At 57.5% G+C, this 20,965-nt stretch carries 19 protein-coding genes; 8 read left to right on the top strand and 11 right to left on the bottom strand.

Annotated features, from left to right (window positions below):
• Nucleotides 1–59: 59 nt before the first annotated feature.
• The 4 genes from soxR (at nt 60) to DFO52_RS18415 (ending at nt 4,924) form a co-directional block, all read left to right on the top strand.
• On the top strand, nt 60–518 hold the full coding sequence (gene soxR, locus DFO52_RS18430) for a redox-sensitive transcriptional activator SoxR (protein ID WP_133550932.1): 459 nt from the start codon (nt 60–62) through the stop codon (nt 516–518).
• 293 nt (nt 519–811) lie between these two features.
• The gene (locus DFO52_RS18425) at nt 812–1,483 is read left to right on the top strand and encodes a glutathione S-transferase (RefSeq protein ID WP_047646882.1); all 672 of its coding nucleotides are present in this window, start codon (nt 812–814) and stop codon (nt 1,481–1,483) included.
• Between the two features lie 294 nt (nt 1,484–1,777).
• On the top strand, nt 1,778–3,127 hold the full coding sequence (gene ghxP / locus DFO52_RS18420) for a guanine/hypoxanthine transporter GhxP (protein ID WP_047646881.1): 1,350 nt from the start codon (nt 1,778–1,780) through the stop codon (nt 3,125–3,127).
• A 150-nt stretch (nt 3,128–3,277) separates the two neighbouring features.
• Nucleotides 3,278–4,924, top strand: a complete 1,647-nt coding sequence (locus DFO52_RS18415; protein WP_029740207.1) for a Na+/H+ antiporter — start codon at nt 3,278–3,280, stop codon at nt 4,922–4,924.
• 76 nt (nt 4,925–5,000) lie between these two features.
• Here the strand turns inward: DFO52_RS18415 and DFO52_RS18410 are convergent, their stop codons facing one another.
• Entirely contained in the window at nt 5,001–5,888 is an 888-nt protein-coding gene (locus DFO52_RS18410; RefSeq protein ID WP_047646879.1) for a LysR family transcriptional regulator, read from the bottom strand.
• 102 nt (nt 5,889–5,990) lie between these two features.
• Between DFO52_RS18410 and DFO52_RS18405 the strand changes: the two genes are divergently transcribed.
• Nucleotides 5,991–6,401 (top strand): CidA/LrgA family protein, encoded by a 411-nt coding sequence (locus DFO52_RS18405; RefSeq protein WP_021242769.1) that lies wholly within the window; start codon nt 5,991–5,993, stop codon nt 6,399–6,401.
• A complete protein-coding gene (locus DFO52_RS18400; RefSeq protein ID WP_133550931.1) occupies nt 6,394–7,083 on the top strand; it encodes an LrgB family protein in 690 nt (229 codons plus the stop codon). Before DFO52_RS18405 ends, DFO52_RS18400 begins: the two co-directional genes overlap by 8 nt.
• A 32-nt stretch (nt 7,084–7,115) precedes the next feature.
• Here DFO52_RS18400 and actP read toward each other — a convergent pair whose 3' ends face one another.
• The 3 genes from actP to acs all read right to left on the bottom strand — a co-directional run bounded on the left by actP (nt 7,116) and on the right by acs (nt 11,170).
• A complete protein-coding gene (actP, locus tag DFO52_RS18395; protein ID WP_133550930.1) occupies nt 7,116–8,765 on the bottom strand; it encodes a cation/acetate symporter ActP in 1,650 nt (549 codons plus the stop codon).
• Complete coding sequence (locus DFO52_RS18390; protein WP_063144972.1) at nt 8,762–9,076, bottom strand: DUF485 domain-containing protein; 315 nt, start codon at nt 9,074–9,076, stop codon at nt 8,762–8,764. Before DFO52_RS18390 ends, actP begins: the two co-directional genes overlap by 4 nt.
• Nucleotides 9,077–9,211: 135 nt before the next feature.
• On the bottom strand, nt 9,212–11,170 hold the full coding sequence (gene acs / locus DFO52_RS18385) for an acetate--CoA ligase (protein ID WP_133550929.1): 1,959 nt from the start codon (nt 11,168–11,170) through the stop codon (nt 9,212–9,214).
• A gap of 423 nt (nt 11,171–11,593) precedes the next feature.
• Here acs and gltP point away from each other — a divergent pair, with 423 nt between their 5' ends.
• Nucleotides 11,594–12,907, top strand: a complete 1,314-nt coding sequence (gltP, locus tag DFO52_RS18380; RefSeq protein WP_023310067.1) for a glutamate/aspartate:proton symporter GltP — start codon at nt 11,594–11,596, stop codon at nt 12,905–12,907.
• Nucleotides 12,908–12,987: 80 nt separating this feature from the next.
• Here the strand turns inward: gltP and DFO52_RS18375 are convergent, their stop codons facing one another.
• The 3 genes from DFO52_RS18375 to fdhF form a co-directional block, all read right to left on the bottom strand.
• Nucleotides 12,988–13,662, bottom strand: coding sequence for a tetratricopeptide repeat protein (locus tag DFO52_RS18375; protein ID WP_133550928.1), 675 nt, complete (start codon nt 13,660–13,662; stop codon nt 12,988–12,990).
• Nucleotides 13,663–13,783: 121 nt separating this feature from the next.
• Entirely contained in the window at nt 13,784–13,936 is a 153-nt protein-coding gene (locus DFO52_RS18370; RefSeq protein ID WP_032644722.1) for a Hok/Gef family protein, read from the bottom strand.
• Nucleotides 13,937–14,258: 322 nt separating this feature from the next.
• Nucleotides 14,259–16,406: a formate dehydrogenase subunit alpha gene (gene fdhF, locus DFO52_RS18365; RefSeq protein WP_133550927.1), complete on the bottom strand. Its 2,148-nt coding sequence runs from the start codon at nt 16,404–16,406 to the stop codon at nt 14,259–14,261.
• Between the two features lie 256 nt (nt 16,407–16,662).
• On the opposite strand from fdhF, the gene DFO52_RS18360 reads away from it, so the two are divergent.
• On the top strand, nt 16,663–17,394 hold the full coding sequence (locus tag DFO52_RS18360; RefSeq protein ID WP_032662562.1) for a response regulator transcription factor: 732 nt from the start codon (nt 16,663–16,665) through the stop codon (nt 17,392–17,394).
• On the opposite strand, the gene DFO52_RS18355 is transcribed toward DFO52_RS18360, so the two are convergent.
• From DFO52_RS18355 to DFO52_RS18340, 4 genes are read right to left on the bottom strand one after another with little or no spacing between them, the layout of a single operon-like run.
• Nucleotides 17,391–18,395 carry a carbohydrate kinase family protein gene (locus DFO52_RS18355; RefSeq protein WP_133550926.1) on the bottom strand — a complete coding sequence of 335 codons (1,005 nt, stop codon included), beginning with the start codon at nt 18,393–18,395 and terminating at the stop codon, nt 17,391–17,393. The two genes, DFO52_RS18360 and DFO52_RS18355, sit on opposite strands and share 4 nt — an antisense overlap.
• Entirely contained in the window at nt 18,395–19,255 is an 861-nt protein-coding gene (locus DFO52_RS18350) for a ketose 1,6-bisphosphate aldolase (protein WP_023310075.1), read from the bottom strand. Before DFO52_RS18350 ends, DFO52_RS18355 begins: the two co-directional genes overlap by 1 nt.
• A 10-nt stretch (nt 19,256–19,265) precedes the next feature.
• The gene (locus DFO52_RS18345) at nt 19,266–19,952 is read right to left on the bottom strand and encodes a D-lyxose/D-mannose family sugar isomerase (RefSeq protein WP_133550925.1); all 687 of its coding nucleotides are present in this window, start codon (nt 19,950–19,952) and stop codon (nt 19,266–19,268) included.
• Between the two features lie 49 nt (nt 19,953–20,001).
• Complete coding sequence (locus tag DFO52_RS18340; protein WP_021242935.1) at nt 20,002–20,943, bottom strand: ABC transporter substrate-binding protein; 942 nt, start codon at nt 20,941–20,943, stop codon at nt 20,002–20,004.
• Between the last annotated feature and the right edge of the window lie 22 nt (nt 20,944–20,965).

Raw genomic sequence — 20,965 nt, 5'->3', positions numbered from 1 at the left:
CGTCGTTTTCTCTGCGGGCGAGTATAATTCCTCAAGTTAACTTGAGGTAAAGAGGTTTTATGGAAAAGAGATTGCCGCGATTTAAAGCGCTTTTAACTCCCGGTGAAGTGGCGAAGCGAAGCGGCGTTGCGGTATCGGCGCTCCACTTCTATGAAAGCAAAGGGTTAATTAAAAGCATCCGCAACGGCGGCAACCAGCGCCGCTATACCCGAGACGTGCTCCGCTACGTGGCGATTATCAAAATTGCGCAACGAATCGGAATTCCCCTGGCCACGATCGGCGAGGCGTTTGGCGTGCTGCCGGAAGGGCATACGCTGAGCCCGAAAGAGTGGAAAGAGCTGTCGTCCCAGTGGCGTGAAGAGCTGGACCGGCGTATTCATACGCTGGTCGTCCTGCGTGATGAGCTGGATGGCTGTATCGGCTGCGGCTGCCTGTCGCGTAGCGATTGTCCATTGCGTAACCCTGGCGACAGGCTGGGCGAGCAGGGGACGGGGGCGCGGTTGCTGGAAGAGGATTGAGTTTGTGCGGCCGGTAAAAAGCATTATAAAGAACTAAAGCGCCACATAAGGGCGCTTTAGTTTTTCCCGGTCTTTGTCTTTCACTCTATCCCGCTGGTTCACGGGAGGGTTTCCCCCGACGTCAGCACCCCTCAGTGTCGAGCTGGTTGGGGAGGTTCCGGATTGTGCTGACACTTTAATTCTATGCAAGACCCGTTTTTTCGCCAGCCTCATCGACCGTTTTTTCGACGAATTTTTTTCGCGGTGTTGTTCAATTTTCTATAGTTAAAAAGTATGAATAACAGGAGAAAACCATGCTCACGGTACACCACCTTAACCAGTCGCGCTCGCACCGCGCGATCTGGGCGCTGGAAGAACTCGGCCTGCCTTATGAGATCGTTCACTACCAGCGCGAAAAGAACATGCTGGCACCGGAGGCTCTCAAAAAGGTGCATCCGTTGGGCAAATCGCCGGTCATCGAAGATAACGGGCTGATTCTTGCGGAGTCTGGCGCCATTCTGGAATATCTACAGGAAACGTACGATGCCGAGTCGCGGCTTAAGCCTTTGGATCCGGCGCATAAGGTGCAATACCGCTTCTGGCTGCATTACGCCGAAGGATCGCTGATGCCGTTGCTGTTAATGAAGCTGGTCTTCAACAGCCTCGGCAAGCCGCCGGTGCCGTTTGGTATCAGAACCCTGGGCAAAGCGCTGGGGCAGGGGGTGCAGAAAGCGTATCTCAACCGTCAGCTGGAGACCCATGCGCGCTTTATTGAGTCACATCTTGCCGAAAATAGCTGGTTTGCCGGGGATTCGCTCAGCATGGCCGATATCCAGATGAGCTTCCCGATCTTTGCGCTGCTGGCGCGCGGCGGTATCGCTAATCTGCCGCATATTCAGGCATGGAAGACAAAAGTTGAGAACAGCCCTGGCTGGCAAAGAACCCTGGAGCAAGGGGGACCGTTATCTATTCCCGGTGAGGACTGAAATGTAAACAAATTGCGCATAGACGATAACGTTTGCGCATCCTCTGTTTATTTCTTCAGCGACATAAGTGAATTTTAGCGAAAAACGAGAAAGTTCAGTTGAAAAGGGCGGGGATTACGCTAGATAATCGTTTGCCTTAATTTGACCACCCGTTTGTAAGCGCGGAGCTAAACGTTTGCTTTTTTTGTGACGCCCTTTCGTCACAAACGCAACACAAGGATTTGACGTTCAGCTGGCAGTGGCGTCTCCACCTCGCTTACGGACTTCCTAAAAAACTCTCAGGGGATGTTTTCTATGTCTACGCCATCTGCGCGTACTGGCGGTTCACTTGACGCCATGTTTAAAATTTCGGCTCGCGGCAGCACCGTGCGCCAGGAGATTGTTGCCGGTTTGACAACGTTTCTGGCGATGGTTTATTCCGTCATCGTTGTGCCGGGCATGCTGGGCAAAGCAGGCTTCCCGCCAGCGGCCGTCTTTGTGGCGACCTGCCTCGTAGCCGGCGTGGGCTCCATCGTGATGGGCCTGTGGGCGAACCTGCCGCTGGCGATTGGTTGCGCCATCTCTCTGACCGCGTTTACCGCGTTCAGCCTGGTGCTGGGTCAGCACATCAGCGTACCGGTTGCGCTGGGTGCCGTGTTCCTGATGGGTGTGCTGTTTACTGTGATTTCGGCGACCGGCATCCGTAGCTGGATCTTGCGCAACCTGCCGCAGGGCGTGGCACACGGTACCGGCATCGGTATCGGCCTGTTCCTGCTGCTGATCGCCGCCAACGGCGTTGGTCTGGTCATCAAGAACCCGCTGGACGGTCTGCCGGTAGCGCTGGGCCACTTCGCCAGCTTCCCGGTGATTATGTCGCTGATCGGTCTGGCGGTGATTATCGGTCTGGAAAAACTGAAGGTCCCGGGCGGTATTCTGCTGACCATTATCGGTGTTTCCGTTGTCGGCCTGATTTTCGATCCAACCGTGCACTTCTCCGGTATCTTCGCCATGCCGTCGCTGAGCGATGACAAAGGCAACTCCCTGATTGGCAGCCTGGATATCGTTGGCGCGCTGAACCCGGTGATCCTGCCAAGCGTGCTGGCGCTGGTGATGACCGCCGTGTTTGACGCGACAGGTACCATTCGTGCGGTGGCCGGTCAGGCGAACCTGCTGGATAAAGACGGTCAGATTATTGATGGCGGCAAAGCGCTGACCACTGACTCCCTGAGCAGCGTCTTCTCCGGCCTGGTGGGCGCGGCGCCTGCGGCGGTGTACATCGAATCCGCAGCGGGTACGGCGGCAGGCGGTAAAACCGGCCTGACGGCGATCACCGTCGGCGTGCTGTTCATGCTGATCCTGTTCCTCTCTCCGCTCTCCTATCTGGTTCCGGCGTATGCGACCGCGCCAGCGCTGATGTACGTTGGCCTGCTGATGCTGAGCAACGTGGCGAAAATAGACTTTGCAGATTTCGTGGACGCGATGTCTGGCCTGATTACCGCGGTCTTCATCGTGCTGACCTGTAACATCGTGACCGGCATTATGATCGGCTTCGCGTCGCTGGTGATTGGTCGTCTGGTTTCCGGTGAATGGCGCAAGCTGAACGTTGGCACCGTGATTATCGCCGTTGCGCTGGTGGCATTCTACGCGGGCGGCTGGGCAATCTAAGTTGTCCTTTGATGCGAAAACGGGTGGCTCAGGCCGCCCGTTTTTATTTTCAGGACTCATCCTGTTGCCTTTTGCGTTACTCTGGGGAAGATAGAATAAAAGGCACGACGCCTTCCGGAGTACATAAGCAACACAGCAAACAGGGAACGCATGGAAATCTTCTTCACAATACTCATCATGACCCTTGTGGTCTCGCTATCCGGGGTGGTTACACGCGTACTGCCCTTTCAGGTCCCCCTGCCATTAATGCAAATTGCCATCGGCGCGCTGCTGGCGTGGCCGACGTTTGGCCTGCACGTGGAATTTGACCCCGAACTGTTCCTCGTGCTGTTTATCCCGCCGCTGCTGTTTGCCGATGGCTGGAAAACGCCCACGCGCGAATTCCTTGAGCACGGGCGCGAGATCTTCGGCCTGGCGCTGGCGCTGGTGGTGGTCACCGTCGTCGGGATTGGTTTTCTGATCTACTGGGCGGTACCGGGTATTCCATTAATACCGGCTTTTGCGCTGGCCGCCGTGCTGTCGCCAACCGATGCCGTGGCGCTGTCCGGCATTGTGGGTGAAGGCCGTATTCCGAAGAAAATCATGGGGATTTTACAGGGTGAGGCGCTGATGAACGACGCCTCCGGCCTGGTTGCCCTGAAGTTTGCCGTGGCCGTTGCGATGGGCACGATGGTCTTTACCGTCGGCGGCGCAACCCTGGAATTCTTTAAGGTAGCGATTGGCGGTATTCTCGCAGGCTTCGTGGTGAGCTGGCTGTACGGCCGCTCATTGCGCTTCCTCAGCCGCTGGGGCGGCGATGAGCCCGCTACGCAGATCGTACTGCTGTTCCTGCTGCCGTTTGCCTCTTATCTGATTGCCGAACATATCGGCGTGTCGGGCATTCTGGCGGCGGTGGCGGCAGGGATGACCATCACCCGCTCCGGCGTAATGCGCCGCGCGCCGCTGGCCATGCGCCTGCGTGCTAACAGCACCTGGGCCATGCTGGAATTTGTCTTTAACGGCATGGTGTTCCTGCTGTTGGGCCTGCAGCTGCCGGGCATTATGGAATCCTCGCTGGTGGCGGCCGAAGCCGACCCGAACGTTGAGGTCTGGATGCTGTTTACCGACATCGTGCTGATCTACCTGGCGCTGATGCTGGTGCGTTTCGGCTGGCTGTGGACGATGAAGAGATTCAGCGTGCGCTTCCTGAAGAAAAAGCCGATGGAGTTCGGCTCGTGGACAACGCGTGAGCTGCTGATCGCCTCTTTTGCGGGCGTACGCGGGGCGATCACTTTGGCTGGTGTGCTCTCCATTCCGCTGCTGCTGCCTACGGGCGACGTCTTCCCGGCGCGCTACGAGCTGGTCTTCCTGGCGGCGGGCGTGATTCTGTTCTCACTGTTTGTCGGCGTGATTATGCTGCCGATTTTACTCCAGCATATTGATGCCGGTGATTCGACCCAGCAGCATAAAGAAGAACGTATTGCCCGGGCGGCGACTGCCGAAGTGGCAATTGTCGCGATTCAGAAAATGGAAGAGCGTCTGGCCGCGGATGCGGAAGAGAACATCGACAATCAGCTGCTGACGGAAGTCAGTTCCCGCGTGATTGGTAACCTGCGCCGCCGCGCTGACGGGCGCAACGACGTGGAAAGTTCGCTGCAGGAGGAGAACCTGGAGCGCCGGTTCCGCCTGGCGGCGCTGCGCTCCGAGCGTGCCGAGCTGTACCATCTGCGCGCCACGCGGCAGATCAGCAACGAAACGCTGCAAAAGCTGCTGCACGATCTGGACCTGCTGGAAGCGCTGTTGATAGAGAATCAGTAGCGCTGTTTTGCCGGGTGGCGGCTTCGCCTTACCCGGCCTACGTGCTCGATCGGTTCCCTCTCCCTGTGGGAGAGGGTTAGGGTGAGGGCACCCAAAACCCCTCACAACACTGCAGCCACGCTTGCGCGCTCTGCGATAAATACACCCCTTCGCGCCAGATCATCCCCAGCTGCCAGTGCAGGTCGCTCTCAAGCGGGATCCAGCGCAGCGTGTTTTTATCCAGACGCTCGCAGATAGGCTGCGGCAGAATGGCAATCCCCACGCCGGCCTGCACCATCGCCGCCAGGAAATCCCACTGTCCGCTGCGCACCGCTATGCGCGGCTTGACGTTATGCTGGTTAAACAGCGTCATCAGCTGGCGGCTGAGAGCGAAGTCTTCGTTGTAGATCAGCAGAGGGTGCTCGCCGAGCAGTTCAGGTCTCACCGAGTCTCGCTTCAGCCAGTCGCCGGAGCGGGGAACCAGCACGCACAGCGGGTGGCTAAAGAGCGGAAGCGTCGCCAGACCGCTCTCTTCCTCAACGGGAAGGGCGGTCATTGCCACGTCGAGCTCGCCGTTGGTGACGGCCTGCTGGACGGTTAACCCACCAAACTCCGAAATCTTCAGCTCAACGCCGGGATAACGCTGGCGAAACAGGCCGATCGGCCCGGCCATCATCATCCCCACCATTGGCGGAATGCCGAGGCGAAGCACACCTTTCTTCAGATGATTGATATCGCCCAGCTCTGCTTCCAGCTGGCGAAACTCCGCCAGAATCGCCAGCCCGCGTTCGAACACCACGCGTCCGGTGTCGGTCAGCAACAGCTTGCGCCCGTCGCGGATCAGCAGGGTACAGTTCAGTTCATCTTCGAGGTTTTTCAGCATCTTGCTGATAGTAGGCTGGGTAACAAACAACTTCTCCGCTGCGCGGGTAAAACTTTGCTGACGAACCACTTCGACAAAATAGCGCAGCGTTCTTATGTCCATGATTATTCCTCGAAACTATACCTTTGATGATTTTAATTCATTTCAGTCCATACCGTGCGCTCTCTATACTGGCGCCTCGTCTCATTTTTGAGGAAAACCCCCATGGCCGTGGCGTTAAGCCGTGTTACGCCTGCCGTTGTGCAACGACTCCAGGTCCCGGTGCAGGTACTGCTCTACGCGGGACTGTTTGTTTTCGCGGAATATCTTGTCGGCTGGCTGCATCTGCCGCTGCCCGCCAATCTTGTCGGGATGCTGCTGATGCTGACGCTTATTCTGTGCCGCGTGATCCCCCTTAACTGGGTGCGCGCCGGGGCGCGCTGGCTGCTGGCGGAGATGCTGCTGTTCTTTGTTCCGGCGGTGGTGGCGGTGGTGAACTATGCGCAGCTGCTGATGGTGGACGGCTGGCGAATCTTTGCGGTTATCGCGCTGAGTACGCTGATGGTGCTGGGGGCGACCGCCTGGGTGGTGGATAAAGTGTATCGCTTTGAAATCAGCAGGCATAAACATGACTAACTTTCAGGTTAGCGTGCTGTGCCTGGTTGCCACGCTAATTATCTACTTTGCCAACAAGCGGCTCTATCGCCGCTTTCACGCGCTACCGCTGATGCCGCTGGTCTTCACGCCGATCCTGCTGGTGCTGATGCTGGTCTTCGGCCATATCTCCTGGCAAAACTACATTGGCGAATCCCACTGGCTGCTGTGGCTGCTCGGCCCGGCGACCATCGCTTTTGCCGTCCCCGTTTACGACAATCTCGCCATTATCAAACGCCACTGGATGTCGCTCAGCGCAGGCGTGATCACCGCCACGGTGGTGGCGGTGTGCAGCTCCGTCTGGCTGGCGCGGCTGTTTACGCTGCCCGATGAAATTCAGCGCAGCCTGGCCGTGCGTTCGGTGACCACGCCGTTTGCGCTGGCGGCCGCTAAACCGCTCGGCGGGCAGCCGGATCTGGTGGCGCTGTTTGTTGTCGTGACGGGTGTGTTTGGTATGGCGGTCGGCGATATGTTGTTCCTGCGCTTGTCGATCCGTGAAGGGATGGCGAAAGGCGCGGGGTTTGGCGCGGCGTCGCACGGGGCGGGCACGGCACGTTCGTATGAGCTGGGCCAGCAGGAGGGCGTTGTCGCAAGCCTGGTGATGATGCTTTCGGGCGTGGTAATGGTGCTGATTGCGCCGCTGGTGGCGTGGGTGATGTTTTAAGCTCCCCGGCCAGAATGACCGGGGAGAAAGGCTTAGTGCGCGCGGCCCTGCTCGACGCCGAGACCGGTTTGTGAGCGGATGAACTGGGCGCGGAATTTCTCACGCTCCAGGTTACCCTCCGGCGAATTGTCGGTGGCCGAGAAGAACCAGATGCCGATAAACGCCACGGCGATAGAGAACAGCGCCGGGTATTCATACGGGAAGATGGCGCTTGCGTGACCGAGGATCTGCACCCAGATGGTTGGGCCCAGAACCATCAGGATCACCGCCGTCAGCAGCCCCAGCCAGCCGCCAATCATCGCGCCGCGCGTGGTCAGTTTCGACCAGTACATGGAGAGCAGGATGATCGGGAAGTTACAGCTTGCCGCAATCGAGAAGGCCAGCCCCACCATAAAGGCGATGTTCTGCTTCTCGAACAGAATGCCTAACAGAATCGCCACCACGCCCAGCACCAGCACGGTGATTTTCGAGACCTTCAGCTCGTCGCGCTCGCTCGCGCCTTTGCGGATAACGTTGGCGTAGAGGTCATGCGACACCGCAGACGCGCCGGCCAGCGTCAGCCCTGCAACTACCGCAAGAATCGTGGCGAAGGCCACGGCGGAGATAAAGCCGAGGAACAGGTTACCGCCCACCGCGTCAGCCAGGTGCACCGCCGCCATGTTGTTACCGCCAATCAGCGCGCCCGCCGCGTCTTTAAACGCCGGGTTCGCCCCCACCAGCATGATCGCGCCAAAGCCGATGATAAAGGTGAGGATATAGAAGTAACCCATGAAACCGGTGGCGTAGAAGACGCTCTTGCGCGCTTCACGCGCATCGCTCACGGTAAAGAAGCGCATCAGGATATGCGGCAGGCCAGCGGTGCCGAACATCAGTCCGAGACCGAGCGAGAGCGCGGATATCGGGTCTTTCACCAGCCCGCCCGGGCTCATGATCGCTTCCCCTTTCGGGTGGACCGCCATCGCTTCGGTAAACAGGTTATTGAAGCTGAAGCCGACGTGTTTCATCACCATAAAGGCCATAAAGCTGGCGCCGAACAGCAGCAGGACGGCTTTGATGATCTGCACCCAGGTGGTTGCCAGCATGCCGCCGAACAGGACGTACATCACCATCAGCACGCCAACCAGCACCACCGCGATGTGGTAGTTCAGGCCGAACAGCAGTTGGATCAATTTACCCGCGCCGACCATCTGCGCAATCAGGTACAGCGCCACCACCACCAGCGAGCCGCAGGCAGAGAGGGTGCGAATCGGCCCCTGCTTCAGGCGATAGGATGCCACGTCAGCGAAGGTATAGCGGCCCAGGTTACGCAGGCGCTCGGCAATCAGGAACAGGATGATCGGCCAGCCGACGAGGAAGCCGAGGGAGTAAATCAGGCCGTCATAGCCGGAGGTGTACACCAGCGCGGAGATCCCGAGGAACGAGGCGGCGGACATAAAGTCACCCGCGATCGCCAGCCCGTTCTGAAAGCCGGTAATGTTGCCGCCAGCGGTGTAGTAATCGTTACGGGAGCGTACGCGTTTCGACGCCCAGTAGGTGATGTACAGCGTCAGCAGGACGAAAATCAGGAACATCACAATGGCCTGCCAGTTGGTTGGCTGGCGCTGGACCTCGCCGGTAATGGCATCCGCCGCGTGGGCGGCAAAGGGAAGTGTGGCGGCGAGCGCCGTCAGAACTCGCTTCATGATGCTTTTACCTCGCGCAGGACTTCTCTGTTAAGACGATCGAACTCACCGTTCGCGCGCCAGACGTAGACGCCGGTCAGCAAGAATGAAATCACAATCACGCCAATGCCAATCGGAATACCGCGCGTCACGCTGGTCCCCTCGTGCAGCGGGGTGCCCAGCCAGTGCGGAGCAAAGGCGATCAGCAGAATAAAGCCGACGTAGATAACCAGCATGATGATGGAAAGGATGAAGGCAAACCGTTGCCGCTTATCGACGAGCTCCCTGTAGTGCGCACTATTCTCTATCTGCTGACAAATATCGTTATTCATCACAGAGTCTCCAAAGGTAAGGTAGGTTTGTTTTTAGTCCCCTCTCCCTTTTGGGGAGAGGGTTAGGGTGAGGGGAGGAAGGTGCGGTCTGATGCCCTCACCCCAGCCCTCTCCCACAGGGAGAGGGAGAAAACACTAGGAAGGCATCGCGATGGCCTGCTTCTCTTCGAGCAGTTTTTCCACCACGCCAGGATCCGCGAGCGTTGAGGTATCACCGAGGTTGCTGGTGTCTCCAGCCGCGATTTTGCGCAAGATACGACGCATAATTTTGCCGGAACGGGTTTTGGGCAGCGAGTCGGTCCAGTGCAGCACGTCCGGCGTCGCCAGAGGGCCAATCTCTTTACGCACCCAGTTGCGCACCTCAGCGTAGAGCTCAGGCGACGGCTCTTCGCCGTGGTTCAGGGTGACATAGGCGTAAATCGCCTGGCCTTTGATGTTGTGCGGAATACCGACCACGGCGGCTTCGGCAATCTTCGGATGCGACACCAGCGCCGATTCAATCTCAGCGGTGCCCAGACGGTGGCCGGAGACGTTCAGCACGTCGTCCACGCGCCCGGTTATCCAGTAATAGCCATCTTCGTCACGACGCGCGCCGTCGCCGCTGAAGTACATGTTTTTAAAGGTCGAGAAGTAGGTCTGCTCGAAGCGATCGTGATCGCCGAACAGGGTACGCGCCTGACCCGGCCAGGAGTCTGTGATCACCAGGTTGCCTTCGGTGGCGCCTTCCAGCGGGTTGCCTTCGTTATCCACCAGCGCAGGCTGCACGCCGAAGAACGGACGGGTTGCGGAACCGGCCTTCAGCTGCGTGGCGCCCGGCATCGGAGTGATCATGAAACCGCCGGTTTCGGTCTGCCACCAGGTGTCCATCACCGGGCATTTCTCGTTACCGATTTTCTTCCAGTACCACTCCCAGGCTTCCGGGTTGATTGGCTCACCCACGGAACCGAGGATGCGCAATGAAGAGCGGTCAGTGCCTTCGATGGCTTTATCGCCTTCCGCCATTAATGCGCGGATCGCCGTTGGCGCGGTGTAGAGAATGTTGACCTGGTGTTTGTCGACCACCTGACACATACGCGCCGGGGTCGGCCAGTTTGGTACGCCCTCAAACATCAGCGTGGTTGCGCCACAGGCCAGCGGGCCGTACAGCAGATAGCTGTGTCCGGTAACCCAGCCCACGTCGGCGGTACACCAGTAGATGTCGCCCGGATGGTAGTCGAAGACGTATTTGAAGGTGGTGGCCGCATAGACCAGATAGCCGCCGGTGGTGTGCAGCACGCCTTTCGGCTTACCGGTGGAGCCGGAGGTATAAAGAATGAACAGCGGATCTTCTGCGTTCATCTCTTCCGGTTGATGCTGGTCGCTCGCGTTCTCAATCAGGTCGCTCCACCACAGGTCGCGCCCCTCGTTCCAGTCGATTTTGCCGCCGGTACGCTTAAGGACGATAACGTTACTGACCGTTTTGACGTTCGGGTTTTTCAGCGCTTCGTCGACGTTTTTCTTCAGTGGGATACCGCGCCCGGCGCGCACGCCTTCATCGGCGGTGATCACCAGTTTTGAACTGGAATCGACAATACGGCCCGCAACCGCCTCTGGCGAGAACCCGCCGAAAATCACCGAGTGGATCGCGCCGATACGCGCGCAGGCCAGCATGGCCACCGCCGCTTCCGGCACCATCGGCATATAGATAGCGACTACATCGCCTTTTTTAATGCCCTTTTCCAGCAGGACGTTGGCGAAGCGGCACACGTCGCGGTGCAGCTCTTTGTACGTAATATGTTTGCTTTGCGAGGCATCATCGCCTTCCCAAATGATGGCCGTCTCGTTCCCGCGCTCGGTAAGGTGACGATCGAGGCAGTTCGCCGCCAGGTTCAGGGTGCCATCTTCATACCATTTAATGGAGACATTGCCGGGTGCAAAGGAGGTGTTCTTCACCTTCTGATAAGGTTTGATCCAGTCAAGGATATGGCCCTGCTCGCCCCAGAAGGTGTCCGGGGCGGTGATAGATTGCTGATATTTCTCGTGGTACTGCTCCGGGGTGATCAGGCAACGGTCCGCAATATTTGCGGGAATGTCGTGTTTATGTATTTGGCTCATGGCTTTTTTTCTCCTTGTAAGATGTTAATAATATGTCGCAAAAACGTTAATTGTAGGGGCTTTACAAGCTTTGTTTATTATTTGGGCTACAGATCACGCATTGTTTGAAGAGTATGAAAATTGAGCGAATGAAACTTTGAAGGAAAATAATTGATGCTGACGATTATTCACATTTATGTTTAAAAAAGCGTTTTTATAACAAAAGGTTATTTATAAGAATTAGAACAAACTCCCGTCATCGTCGCTTTTATGAGTGAAACGCGTCGTTCTTTAAGGCTTGCGCAACAGGTCGCGCAAATGATACTCATACGCCGCGTTAAAAAATCCCATAAACCAACGCAACACAATTCATACCCTTTCAGTATGTCTCCCTGTTCATGCAGTTTGAGTGAATAAGGCGCTTCATTGAGGAAGTCAGTTTCTATGAAAAACGTTAAAGTCAGCCTTGCCTGGCAGATCTTAATCGCCCTTGTGCTGGGCATCTTGCTGGGCAGTTACCTCCACTATCATAGCGACAGCCGCGAATGGCTGATTGCGAACCTGCTCTCTCCGGCAGGGGATATCTTTATTCATCTGATCAAGATGATCGTGGTACCGATTGTGATCTCGACGCTGGTGGTCGGTATTGCGGGCGTCGGCGATGCGAAACAGTTAGGCCGTATTGGCGCGAAAACCATTATCTATTTCGAAGTGATCACTACGGTTGCGATTATCCTCGGTATCACGCTGGCGAACGTGTTCCAGCCGGGTTCCGGGATCGATATGTCGCAGCTGGCCACGGTGGATATTTCGAAATACCAAAGTACGACCGCTGATGTGCAGAGCCATGCGCATGGCCTGATGGGCACTATTCTGTCGCTGGTGCCGACCAACATCGTGGCGTCGATGGCGAAGGGCGAGATGCTGCCTATCATCTTCTTCTCGGTGCTGTTTGGTCTGGGACTCTCTTCACTGCCAGCGACGCATCGCGAACCGCTGGTGACCGTGTTCCGCTCTATCTCCGAAACCATGTTTAAAGTGACCCACATGGTGATGCGTTACGCGCCGGTAGGGGTGTTTGCGCTTATCGCGGTGACCGTGGCGAACTTCGGTTTTGCCTCCCTGTGGCCGCTGGCGAAGCTGGTGCTCCTGGTGCACTTCGCCATTCTGTTCTTCGCGCTGGTGGTGCTGGGGATCGTGGCGCGTCTGTGCGGGCTGAGCATCTGGATCCTGATTCGCATCCTGAAAGATGAGCTGATTCTGGCGTACTCCACGGCAAGTTCTGAGAGCGTGCTGCCGCGCATCATTGAGAAGATGGAAGCCTACGGCGCGCCTGCCTCTATTACCAGCTTCGTGGTACCGACCGGCTACTCCTTTAACCTGGACGGTTCGACGCTGTACCAGAGCATCGCCGCTATCTTTATTGCGCAACTGTACGGCATTGACCTGTCGCTGTGGCAGGAGATCGTACTGGTGCTGACACTGATGGTGACGTCCAAAGGTATTGCAGGCGTTCCGGGCGTCTCCTTCGTGGTGCTGCTGGCAACGCTTGGCAGCGTCGGTATTCCGCTGGAAGGTCTGGCGTTTATCGCCGGTGTCGACCGTATCCTCGACATGGCGCGTACCGCGCTGAACGTGGTGGGGAATGCTCTGGCGGTGCTGGTTATCGCCAAGTGGGAACACAAATTCGATCGTAAAAAAGCGCTGGCGTATGAACGCGAGGTGCTGGGTCGTTTTGATAAGACGGCCGACCAGTAACATCCTAAGCCCGGTGGCGCTGCGCTTACCGGGCCTGCGGGTTTTGTAGGCCGGGTAAGGCGAAGCCGCCACCCGGCACTTTACTCCCCGCTTAACGCATCAAACTCTTCGCATCCCGTATCAAACCCTTCCGTACAGCTCAGGTTCAACCAGTAGAGCGCTTTCTGTTTATTGGGCGTGATAAAGCCTTTCTCTCCCTGCCTGAACAACATCCCTGCCCAGTACTCGGCGTAGCCCGTGCGTGAAAGTGCCGAGCTCCGCTTGAACCACGAGGCGGCCTGCACGTCGTCCTGGGCCACTTCAACGCCGTTGGCATAAATCAGCCCCAGCAGCAGTTGTGCATCAACCGCGGAGTCGTTGTCGATATCCTCAGTCGCCGTTTGCAGCAGTTTGATGGCCTGAGGATAGTCAGTTTTACCTGCCTGAGTATTGACCAGCACGCGCGCCAGCATGATCGCGCCGCGTTTGCTGCCCGCTATGGTTGCCTGCTGCGCCAGTGCCTTAGCTTGCGCATAATTTCCCTGGGTAAAGAGGATTTGAGAGAGCAGCCCCATGGCGTCGACATCGCCACCTTTAGCGGCTTTCTCGGCCCACAGCGCGGCCTGCTTGCTGTCACCGGAGCTAAAGTATGTATCGGCCAAATAATACTGGGCACGGGCGTCACCCGCTTCAGCCTGTTCTTTGTACTGACTGCCAATCTCGTCGGCACGGACAAGCGATGTAAAAAGTAACAACAACAGAAAAATATGTTTCATGGGTTCTTATCATCGGGGTACACGCCGCGCAGTATAATCGCGGCGACAGAAGAAAAAAATGGGTGCATTAAGACCTCAGCATCCTGCAAGCCGGGCGGAACCGTGGTTCCGCCCGTAGAGGTTAGCCTGCGTTACAGGCTAATTTTGCCGCCACCTCCTGATGTTCACCCTTTATTGAAAACTCGCATAACTTACCTCGAGTAATAAAGGTAAAGATCACTATCGTCAGGCAAATAATAAAGACGATGCCTAACGCAGTTTTTAATGGCGTCATGCCTTTTACTCCTTGTCAAAAAAAGAATAAGAGGCTACTCTCAACTTGTTCGGAGTTGAGGGAGTAGCCTCGGGTAAATGAAAATTTCCCGGGGCTTTCTACTTTCTGTCCCTCAACAATGCTCAAGACAGAAAGTCTTAAGCACCCGCCGCACATCTTATCCCTCTGAATTAAAATGCAAAGATGTAATTCTTTTTCGCGAAAATTACATTATTTCTGCGAGCCGCTTTCCAGAATAATAATTCATATATTTGATGAGTTAATCGGAAATAAAAAGGGAGTGAATATCTCACTCCCTTTATTCACTTATGAATTAACGGCTTCAGCCCATTGCGCTTTCGCGCAGTCGGGCTTTCAGCTTGTTATATTCGTCGATGACATACTGTTCCGCAGCGTGCTGATCCGCAATTGGCTCCACGCGTACGGCGCAGTATTTATACTCCGGCGTTTTGGTTATCGGACTTAAGTTCTCCGTGACCAGCTCGTTACAGGCGCCAATCCACCACTGGTAGGTCATATATACCGCCCCTTTGTTCGGACGATCGCTGACCTGCGCACGGGTAATGATCCGGCCTTTGCGCGAGTTCACCCACACCAGCGCTTCATCCTCAATGCCGAGGCGCTCTGCGTCGGCGGTATTGATTTGCGCGTAGCCCGGTTCGTCCGCCAGTGCCGCCAGCGCGGCGCAGTTGCCGGTCATCGAGCGACAGGAGTAGTGGCCCACTTCACGCACGGTGGAGAGCACCATCGGATACTCATCGGTGAGTTTATCGATCGGCGCGACCCAGTCGCAGGTGAAGAACTGCGCCAGTCCGTTCGGGGTGTCGAACTTCTCTTTAAAGAGGTATGACGTCCCCTGGTCGGCTTCTGACTCATCCCGACACGGCCACTGGATGTATCCCAGCTCACCCATTTTTTCATAGGTTGCACCGTAGAAGTCCGGACATAGATTGCGCAGCTCGTCCCAGATCTCCTGAGTGTTGTTGTAGTGCATCGGGTAGCCCATGCGGGTGGCGATTTCGCTGATGATCTGCCAGTCGGTTTTAAGATCCCACTTCGGCTCGACCGCCTTAAAGAAGCGCTGGAAGCCGCGGTCCGCCGCCGTGTAGACGCCTTCATGCTCGCCCCAGGAGGTTGACGGTAAAATCACATCCGCCGCCGCCGCGGTTTTGGTCATGAAGATATCCTGGACAATCACCAGCTCCAGATCCTCAAACCCTTTGCGCACCGCAGACAGCTCGGCGTCGGTCTGGAGCGGATCTTCACCCATGATGTAGGCCGCACGCACTTCGCCGTGCGCCGCGCGGTGCGGCAGCTCGCTGATGCGATATCCGGTGTGTTCCGGCAGGCTTTCCACGCCCCAGGCCTTCGCGAATTTCTCGCGGTTTTCCGGGAACTTCACGTACTGGTAGCCCGGGTAGGTGTCCGGCAGCGCGCCCATATCGCAGGCGCCCTGAACGTTATTCTGACCACGTACCGGGTTGACGCCGACGTGCGCTTTACCCAGATTGCCGGTCAGCATCGCGAGGCTTGTCAGAGAACGCACGGTTTCCACGCCCTGATAGAACTGGGTCACGCCCATTCCCCACAGGATGGCGGCGGTTTTCGCCTCGGCATACATCCGTGCCGCCTGGCGGATCTCCTGCGCGCTGACGCCGGTGATTGTTTCCACCGACTCTGGCGTATAGCCTTCGACAATTTTCCGGTACTCTTCAAAGCCTTCCGTACGGGTCGCGACAAACGCCTGGTCGTACAGGTTCTCCTCAATAATGACGTGCCCCATTGCGTTCAACAGCGCGATGTTCGAGCCGTTTTTCAACGCGATGTGCATATCCGCAATGCGCGCGGTTTCAATTTTGCGCGGATCGCAGACGATGATTTTCGCCCCGTTCTGCTTAGCGCGAATAACGTGGTTCGCGACGATAGGGTGAGAATCCGCCGGGTTATAGCCAAAGATGAAGACGAGATCGGTGTTATCTATCTCGTTGATGGCATTACTCATTGCGCCGTTACCGACCGACTGGTGCAGACCTGCAACCGATGGGCCGTGTCAGACGCGAGCGCAGCAGTCGACGTTATTGGTTCCAATAACGGCGCGCGCGAATTTTTGCATCACATAGTTGGTTTCATTCCCCGTCCCGCGTGAGGAGCCGGTGGTCTGAATCGCATCCGGGCCATATTTGGCCTTGATGGCGCTCAGACGCGTGGCGACGTAATCCAGCGCCTCGCTCCAGGAGACGGCTTCCAGCTTGCCGCCGCGCTCGCGGCGGATCATAGGGGTTTTCAGGCGCGGGGTGAGGATTTGGGTATCGTTAATAAAATCCCAGCCGTAGTAACCTTTCAGGCATAGCGTGCCCTGGTTGGTTTTCCCCTGTGCGGCCTCCGCCCGGACGATTTTGCCGTTATCGACCACCAGGTGGATCTTGCAACCTGAGGCACAATAAGGGCAAACCGTGACGACTTTTTTCATCAGTCTGCTCCAGTTAATCGAATCATTCGCACCCACTATGCAGCTTCTATGCCATGTTTTTTGTATGGGTATACCCTGACTTTACGGTCCCTTCGCGGTGAAAACCCTGACAAAAAGCAGCCAATCGTCAAAATTGACGTGTCGACAGGGCAGCGGATGTGACATGGGTTGAATTTCCGTCACTGAAAAAACCATTTGACTGGAGCCGACGGCAGAATGGTTCAGACTTAACATAATCCCCTGACGGAAGCATACGATGAAACCGGCGATTCTGGTGGTAGATGACGATACGGCAGTCTGCGAACTGCTTCAGGACGTGCTAAGCGAGCACGTCTTTAGCGTGCTTGTCTGCCATAACGGCCAGGATGCACTGCGGCAGGTACAGCAGGAGCCAAATATCGCGCTGGTGCTGCTGGATATGATGCTGCCGGATATCAATGGCTTACAGGTTTTGCTGCAGCTGCAAAAGCAGCGCCCGGCGCTACCGGTTGTGATGTTAACCGGGCTGGGGAGTGAGTCAGACGTGGTGGTGGGGCTGGAGATGGGGGCCGACGATTATATCGGCAAACCGTTCAACCCGCGCGTGGTGGTCGCCCGCGTTAAAGCAGTATTGCGCCGTACGGGCGTGCTGGCTGCGGAAGTCCCCGCAGCGCCCGTAGCGGGCATTGCTTTTAACGGATGGACGCTCGATACCACCCGCTGTGAGCTGAGCGATCCGCAGCGTAACCCTGTCCCCTTAACCCAGGGCGAGTACGGCCTGCTGCTGGCGCTCACGCAAAATGCCCGTCGGGTGCTGAGTCGTGACCGGCTGCTTGAGCTGACCCACAGCGAAAGCGCGGACGTGTTCGACCGCACGATTGATGTGCTGATCATGCGCCTGCGCCGGAAGATCGAGGCTAATCCGCATCAGCCTGCGCTCATCAAAACCATCCGTGGGCTGGGTTACGTGTTTGCCACCGATGTTTCCCATAGCGAGAAAGCGGCCTAAGTATTCTCTTTGATAAACAGCTGCAGCTCGGCCAGCGTTTTCGCGCCGTCAATCGCGTTGGCGGCCAGCAGGCTGGCTCGCGCGCAGGCGTGTGCAAGATAAATGCTCTCCGTGAGCGGGAGCGATTCGTGGCAGCCGTATAAAAACCCCGCGCAAAACGCATCGCCCGCGCCGACGCTGCCGACAATGTCTTTTTGCTCCAGGAGCCATGAGGGGATCCAGCGACCTTGCTCACCCGGCGCTTCGCCCCATGCGCCTTCCGGACAGTGGATCACCACCCGCTGACGCACGCCTGCCGCCAGCAGCTGCGTCGCGGCATCGGCGATATGGGCGATATTCAGCACATCGTCGCCGTCGCGCATCTCGAGCCCGCTAAACTCCCCGGCTTCCAGCTCGTTAATCACCAGATAATCAAGGTGGCGCAGGGCTGGAAGCACCAGCGGCTGGTAGCGCGGGTCGCCCTTGCGGGACACCAGATCGAGCGACGTTTCATACCCCTGGTCGCGCATCTGCGCCAGCAGGCGCGCGCTGCGGGTACCAAACTCGTCATCGGGCATATCCAGGCTGTCGAGCAGCAGCAGGTAGCCGAGATGGAAGATCTTCATCGATCCGTCTAAGCGATCGAAGGCGGGAAGATCCAGCAGGCGGTTGGCGCCCGGCGAGTGGAAGAAGGTGCGCTGTCCGCTGGGATCGGTCATCACCTGCGACATGGAGGTCGGGGCAAAGGTGGTGCGCTGAACCCGCTGGCGGTTGACGTGGTACTGGTCAAGCATTGCCAGAATGTAATCCCCGTCGCCGTCTTCACCAATCAGCCCCACTGCCTGCAGCGGCAGGCCAACGTGCATTTTTGCCAGCGTCAGCAGCACGTTGAGCGGCGCGCCGCCGGTTGAGCGTTCGCTGTGGGTAATTTCCGCCAGCCAGCCGCGCTCCGGCCACTGCACGATCTGGTGGACGTGATCCACCAGCATGTTGCCTGCGGCGATGATGCCTTTGCGTTCCATTATGCCTGCCCCGCGCTGCCGAAGATGCGCATCTGTTCGGCGACCGTATCGGTAATCGCCTCTTCTATCCCCAGCAGCAGCTCGGCAAACTCATCGTACAGCGGCTGACGGTTCGCCATGCGCTGCTCCACGGCGGCGAGTGCGGCCTGCGACATGCCGGTGTAGAAGTTGATTTTATGAATGCCGAGCTCGATGGCGCGGCGGAAGTCGGCATCGCTAATCCCGGAGCCGCCGTGTAAAACCAGCGGCAGCCCCGTCTGCTGGCGAATGGCGTCCAGGCGTGGGAAATCGAGTTTCGGCTCGCCCTTGTATTTACCGTGCGCGTTACCGATGGCAACCGCCAGCGCGTCAATACCGGTTGAATCGACAAATTCGCGCGCCAGCTGCGGGTCGGTAAAGAACGCTTCATCCGCATGCCCGTACAGCGCGCCGCCTTCATCGCCACCGACCGCGCCCAGCTCTGCTTCCACCGACACGCCGACCGCGTGGCACATCTTCACCACCTCCCGCGTCTGGCGAATGTTCTCCTCATAGCTCAGCGTAGAGCCGTCGAACATCACCGAGCTGAACCCTAAGCGCAGGGCGCGCACCACCGCCTCGAAATGCAGGCCGTGGTCGAGATTGAGCACCACGGGAATATCGTGGCGGGCGGCCTCGAACTTCACCGCTTCGACAAGCGAATCCAGGGAGACGTACTTAAAATGCACTTCGGCGATGTTGATGATAAACGGCGAGCGTTCCTGCTTCGCGGCGGCGAACAGCGCGCGCAGGAAGTGGGAGTCGAGCACGTTAAACGCGCCCAGCGCGTAGCGATGCGCCCTGGCGTGCTCCAGACCGTCGGCAAGAGAGATCAATGGCATCATTTACTCCTTATATCCGGAACAGGTTGTACTCGTTGCACAGCACCAGCAGCGCCGGTTCGTCTTCTTCGATGTTGTTATAGCGGGCAACGGGCTGCAAAAAGTGGTTATCGTGCTCGTCGTCGTTTACCGATGACACCTCCCCAACCAGCACGTCGCCGAAGCCGCGTTCTCCCCAGAAGCTGTGGTACAGACCGGGTGTCAGACAGATGCTTTCCCCTGGCATGAGGCGCAGCTGGCTGCCGGGCGCGTGGGTCTGACGGCAGCCGTCGACGGTGACCGTCACGTCGGTGTTTTCCGTTTCTTCATGCGCCCCGGCATTCCATAACTCAATAATCAGATTCCCGCCGCCCCGGTTGATGATGTCTTCCCGTTTGTGCCAGTGAAAATGCAACGGCGTCACCTGGCCGTCGCGCACGTGCATAATTTTTTCGGCATAGCACTTTTCATAAGGCACGCCGTTGGGCGAGCCGTTGCGTAGCGTAAACAGCGTCAGGCCCTCAGCGGCAAAGCTGTTGCCGCCGAACGCCGTCACGTCCCAGCCGAGCTTGAGGTCGAATACCTCCTGCCATGCGGTCTGGTCAAGCTGCTGCCATTTTGTGGGCGGGAAGCTGGCAAACGGCGGGAGATGCACGTCGTGCATGGAAAAGAACTGTCGCGTGTGGCCGAGAATTTCATTGATGTCGGAGCGTTTCATGGGGACTCCTTGAAAACAGTTCCCTCTCCCTGCGGGAGAGGGAAAAGGATCATTTAACCGTCCAGCCCTTATACGTGCCGACGTTCTTTTTATCGATCATCGTCACCGGGATCAGCACCGGCGCTTTCGGCGCAGGTTTGCCCTGTAGAATGTCATAGCCGATCTCCACCGCTTTTGCCGCCATCACCTGCGGATCCTGCGCCGGGGTCGCGACAAACAGCGAGTTTTCCCGCTTCAGCGCTTCTTCACCGTCCGGGCTGCCATCCACGCCGACGATAAAGAACTCGTTGCGCTGAGCCTGTTTCGCGGCCAGATCGGCGCCGATCGCGGTCGGATCGTTAATCGCAAACACGCCGTCGATCTTCGGATTGGCCGCCAGCAGGGAGGTCATGACTTCCAGACCGCCTTCACGACTGCCTTTGGCGTTTTGGTTATCCGAGAGTACCTTGATATCCGGATGTTTTTTGAATTCCGTCTGGCAGCCTTCCACGCGGTTTTGCACCGCAGAGACCGGTGGTCCGTTAATGATCACCACGTTGCCTTTGCCTTTCAGGCGATCGGTAATGTACTTACAGGCCATTTCGCCCGCCTGGGTGTTATCGGAGGTGATGGTCGCATCCGCCCCTTCCGCCGCCACGTCAACCGCAACGACCACGATCCCGGCGTCCTTCGCGCGCTTCACCGCCGGGCCGATCCCTTTGGAATCCGCAGCGTTGAGGATGATCATGTCCACCTTCGCGGCGATGAAGTTATCGATCTGCGCCACCTGCTGGCCCAGATCGTAACCGCTGGAGACCAGCGTCACCTTGACGTTATCGCCAGCCAGCTTGCGCGCTTCCAGCTCGGCACCTTTGGTGATCTGCACGAAGAACGGGTTGGCCAGGTCGCCCACCGTCACGCCGATGGACTTCAGATCTTTTGCCTGCGCAAACGGCGTTGCGGCAAGCAGCGCGCCAGCACAGAGCGCGGTCACTAACGGTTTCAAACGCATATAGTATTCCTCGAAGCTGTAG

The organism is Enterobacter sp. AG326 (assembly GCF_004362415.1).
In the GTDB taxonomy this organism is placed as follows: domain Bacteria; phylum Pseudomonadota; class Gammaproteobacteria; order Enterobacterales; family Enterobacteriaceae; genus Enterobacter; species Enterobacter asburiae.
This window is presented reverse-complemented; position numbering and strand designations above follow the sequence as displayed.

Coding starts and splice junctions, on each gene's coding strand:
- soxR (WP_133550932.1), top strand. CDS start 60: ATGGAAAAGAGATTGCCGCGATTTAAAGCGCTTTTAACTCCCGGTGAA.
- DFO52_RS18425 (WP_047646882.1), top strand. CDS start 812: ATGCTCACGGTACACCACCTTAACCAGTCGCGCTCGCACCGCGCGATC.
- ghxP (WP_047646881.1), top strand. CDS start 1,778: ATGTCTACGCCATCTGCGCGTACTGGCGGTTCACTTGACGCCATGTTT.
- DFO52_RS18415 (WP_029740207.1), top strand. CDS start 3,278: ATGGAAATCTTCTTCACAATACTCATCATGACCCTTGTGGTCTCGCTA.
- DFO52_RS18410 (WP_047646879.1), bottom strand. CDS start 5,888: ATGGACATAAGAACGCTGCGCTATTTTGTCGAAGTGGTTCGTCAGCAA.
- DFO52_RS18405 (WP_021242769.1), top strand. CDS start 5,991: ATGGCCGTGGCGTTAAGCCGTGTTACGCCTGCCGTTGTGCAACGACTC.
- DFO52_RS18400 (WP_133550931.1), top strand. CDS start 6,394: ATGACTAACTTTCAGGTTAGCGTGCTGTGCCTGGTTGCCACGCTAATT.
- actP (WP_133550930.1), bottom strand. CDS start 8,765: ATGAAGCGAGTTCTGACGGCGCTCGCCGCCACACTTCCCTTTGCCGCC.
- DFO52_RS18390 (WP_063144972.1), bottom strand. CDS start 9,076: ATGAATAACGATATTTGTCAGCAGATAGAGAATAGTGCGCACTACAGG.
- acs (WP_133550929.1), bottom strand. CDS start 11,170: ATGAGCCAAATACATAAACACGACATTCCCGCAAATATTGCGGACCGT.
- gltP (WP_023310067.1), top strand. CDS start 11,594: ATGAAAAACGTTAAAGTCAGCCTTGCCTGGCAGATCTTAATCGCCCTT.
- DFO52_RS18375 (WP_133550928.1), bottom strand. CDS start 13,662: ATGAAACATATTTTTCTGTTGTTGTTACTTTTTACATCGCTTGTCCGT.
- DFO52_RS18370 (WP_032644722.1), bottom strand. CDS start 13,936: ATGACGCCATTAAAAACTGCGTTAGGCATCGTCTTTATTATTTGCCTG.
- DFO52_RS18360 (WP_032662562.1), top strand. CDS start 16,663: ATGAAACCGGCGATTCTGGTGGTAGATGACGATACGGCAGTCTGCGAA.
- DFO52_RS18355 (WP_133550926.1), bottom strand. CDS start 18,395: ATGGAACGCAAAGGCATCATCGCCGCAGGCAACATGCTGGTGGATCAC.
- DFO52_RS18350 (WP_023310075.1), bottom strand. CDS start 19,255: ATGCCATTGATCTCTCTTGCCGACGGTCTGGAGCACGCCAGGGCGCAT.
- DFO52_RS18345 (WP_133550925.1), bottom strand. CDS start 19,952: ATGAAACGCTCCGACATCAATGAAATTCTCGGCCACACGCGACAGTTC.
- DFO52_RS18340 (WP_021242935.1), bottom strand. CDS start 20,943: ATGCGTTTGAAACCGTTAGTGACCGCGCTCTGTGCTGGCGCGCTGCTT.